This window comes from Nocardioides sp., assembly GCF_034670285.1.
Classification (GTDB): domain Bacteria; phylum Actinomycetota; class Actinomycetes; order Propionibacteriales; family Nocardioidaceae; genus Nocardioides.
The window spans coordinates 1-3,150 of record NZ_JAXMNS010000426.1 but is presented as its reverse complement, the minus strand read 5'-3'; the positions used below and the strand labels follow the sequence as shown (position 1 = coordinate 3,150).

Genomic DNA, 3,150 nt, shown 5'->3' with positions numbered 1-3,150 from the left:
AGGCGCATGTGCAATGCGTGGAGAATCCTGCGGGCCGCGACCCGCGCCGAACCGTCCGGAGGAAGAATGGCCCAGTTTTTCGCAGGCTCCCTTGCCGAGCTGAACACCGCCATCGCAAGCGCCAATGCCAGCGGCGATGCCGTCAACACGATCACCCTGACATCATCCTTCGCACTGACCGGCGCACCGACCATCCTCAACCCGCAGGGCGGCACGGCGCAGGTGATCGACGGCGACGGCTTCACCGCCGATCCGATCCCGATCTGCTGCGCGATCACCGTCGCCGGCGACAGCCTCGTCGTCGACTTCGAGGGCTCCTCGCCGCAGGTGCGCGGCGCGATCAACGCCACGTTCTCCTTCACCAAGTGGGGCTGGGTGCGCGAGGCCGGCCGAGGGCCCGCCGGCGACGACGTCCTGCTGCTGCGCACGTCGCTGGGTCGGCACGGCGACGAGGTCGCCCTCCAACGCACGGACGACGAGCTCGTCGCGGCCTCGCTGGCCGACCTGCGCGCGGCCATCGGTCTCGAGGCGGTGCCGATCGACGCGCACGTGCAGCGGTGGGGTGGGGGACTGCCCCAGTACGCCGTGGGTCACCTGGCCCGGGTCGCGCGGATCAAGGCCGCCGTGGCCGAGGTCAGCGGGCTCGCGGTGTGTGGCGCGGCGTACGACGGTGTGGGCATCGCACCCTGCATCGCCTCAGGTCGGGCTGCGGCCCGGCAGGCCCTGCACGGGCATTCGGGGCGGACGGCACAATAGGAGTCATGAGCGACAGCCAGACCAATGCCTCGCGGTTGCGCGAGATCAACGACTCCATCCGCTACACCATGTGGTCGGTCTTCCGGCTCGACGACGTCCTCGGCCCCGACGCCGACCGCGCCGCCGAGGGTGCGGAGGTGGAGAAGCTCTTCGCCGAGCTCGCCGGTGAGGACGTCGTCGTCCGCGGGGTCTACGACGTCAGTGGCCTGCGCGCCGACGCCGACGTGATGGTGTGGTGGCACTCGGCCCGCTCCGAGGACCTCCAGTCGGCCTACCACCGCTTCCGTCGTACGGCGTTCGGCGCACGACTGGCGCCGGTGTGGTCGCAGATGGCGCTGCACCGCCCGGCGGAGTTCAACAAGAGCCACGTGCCGGCGTTCCTCGACGAGGAGCCTGCCCGCGGCCACGTGTGCGTCTACCCGTTCGTGCGCTCCTACGAGTGGTACCTCCTGCCCGACGAGGAGCGGCGCGACATGCTCAAGGAGCACGGCATGCAGGCGCGTCCCTACCCCGACGTGCGCGCCAACACCGTCGCGTCGTTCGGCCTCGGCGACTACGAGTGGATGCTGGCCTTCGAGGCCGACGACCTCTACCGGATCGTCGACCTCATGCGTGACCTGCGTGCCTCGCGGGCCCGCCGTCACGTGCGCGAGGAGATCCCGTTCTACACCGGCTCGCTGGCGCCGATCGGCGACCTCGTCGACCGTCTTCCCTGAGTCGGGAACCAGGGGGGATCGGGCCGCGTCGTAGAGCTATGAAGCTCATCGTCGTGGCTCCGGCCCTCCTGATCTCCCTCGCGCTGTCCGTCTCCGGTTGCAGCGGGGACGACGGCTCCTCCAGCGCCGCCGACCCCGCCGCCCCGGGTCAGCCCGCCGCGGCGCCGCAGCCGCCCACCGCCGTTCCGGCGGCTCCCGGGAAGGTCCGCTCGACGGGTCTGCCCACAGTCATGGACGCCGGCGACGGTCCCGAGCTGTGCCTCGGCGCGATCGCTGAGTCCTACCCGCCGCAGTGCGGTGGCCCGGCGATCCCCAACTGGGACTGGACGGCCTACGACGGCACCTTCGACCAGCAGGACGACGTGCGCTGGGGCACCTACGCCGTCACGGGCACGTGGGACGGCACGGCCTTCACGGTCTCCGACGCGATCATGGGCGCGCTCTACGACCCGATGATGCCCGAGCCGGTCGTGCTGCCCGAGCCGAGCGTCTCCTACAGCCAGGCCGAGCTGGAGGACATCTCCACCGCCCTGGCCGACGAGCTCCCGGGCTACCAGAGCTCCTACGCCGACGACGAGGGCCACGTGCTCGCGGGAGTGACGTACGACGACGGCTCGCTGCAGGCCTACGTCGACGAGGCCTACGGCTCGGGCGTGGTCGTGCTGAACGGCGCGCTGGTCGACGTCGACCAGCCGGGCTGACCCAGATCGCCCTGGTCGTCGAGCAGCTGGCCGGCGGCCTGCCTGGGTCGTCGAGTAGTCGGCCGGCGACGAAGGAGCCCGGGCCGACGTATCGAGACGCGCAGCGCCGAGCCTCGTTACCCCACGAGATACCCACCAACCTTCCACAATCCAGAGTGCTCGCAAGTCGTCCACAACCCCGTGGTTGAGCGGATTTCAGCCCGTTCGAGTGTCGGTGGCCGGTGGTTGTATGGACCACATGAGCAGGCACCTCGACGACACCGGAACGGGTCACCCGATCCTCGGTTTCCTCGACCTGCTCGAGTCCGGACTCGACGACATCGCAGGCGCGCCGGCGTGGTCGCTGAACGCCCAGGAGACGTCCTCGGCGATCACCCGGCTGGTCTCGGACCTGGCTAGGTTGGCCGAGGTCGAGGCCCGGTTGTTGGGCCAGGCCGAGGTGGTGGACCTGCCCGGGACGATCGGTGCGAGGTCGTTGGCGCAGTGGCTCTCGCGCACCACCAGGTTGACCGCGGGGGAGGCAGGACGTCGGACCCGGCTCGCGACCGCGCTCGCCGCCCACGACCAGACCCGCGAGGCTGTCGCAGCAGGGGCGGTGCTGCCGGAGCAGGCCACCGTGATCACCACCGCGGTCGAGGCGCTGGATGAGGAGTACGCCGCCGAGGCCGACCGGGCCGAGGCCTACCTGATCGGCGAGGCCGCCCACTTCGACGCCTACCGGTTGCGCGAGCTCGGCGACAAGCTCGTGGAGGTCATCGACCCCGACACCGCCGAGGCCCACGAGGCCAAGAAGCTCGCCGAACAAGAAGCACGAGCACGGAAGCAGGCCGAGGTGAAGTTCCGCAACAACGGTGACGGCACCGTGCGCGGCTCCTTCGTGCTCCCTCAGTTGCAGGCCGAGATGTTCCGCACAGCGCTCCAGGCCCTGGCGGCGCCGAAGCACGTGCGCGCCGTGGAGGGTGCCAGTGCCTATGACT

General features: G+C 70.5%; 4 protein-coding genes. All 4 read left to right on the top strand.

Annotated elements, in window-relative coordinates; genetic code table 11:
* A partial coding sequence (locus VOI19_RS17065; protein WP_323794151.1) for a protoporphyrinogen/coproporphyrinogen oxidase occupies positions 1–756 on the top strand: 756 nt, incomplete at its 5' end.
* Positions 757–761: 5 nt separating this feature from the next.
* Positions 762–1,472, top strand: coding sequence for a hydrogen peroxide-dependent heme synthase (hemQ, locus tag VOI19_RS17060; protein WP_323794150.1), 711 nt, complete (start codon positions 762–764; stop codon positions 1,470–1,472).
* Positions 1,473–1,510: 38 nt separating this feature from the next.
* Positions 1,511–2,173, top strand: a complete 663-nt coding sequence (locus VOI19_RS17055) for a hypothetical protein (RefSeq protein WP_323794149.1) — start codon at positions 1,511–1,513, stop codon at positions 2,171–2,173.
* 238 nt (positions 2,174–2,411) lie between these two features.
* Positions 2,412–3,150 (top strand): DUF222 domain-containing protein (locus tag VOI19_RS17050; protein WP_323794148.1); only part of this gene is annotated, 739 nt, incomplete at its 3' end.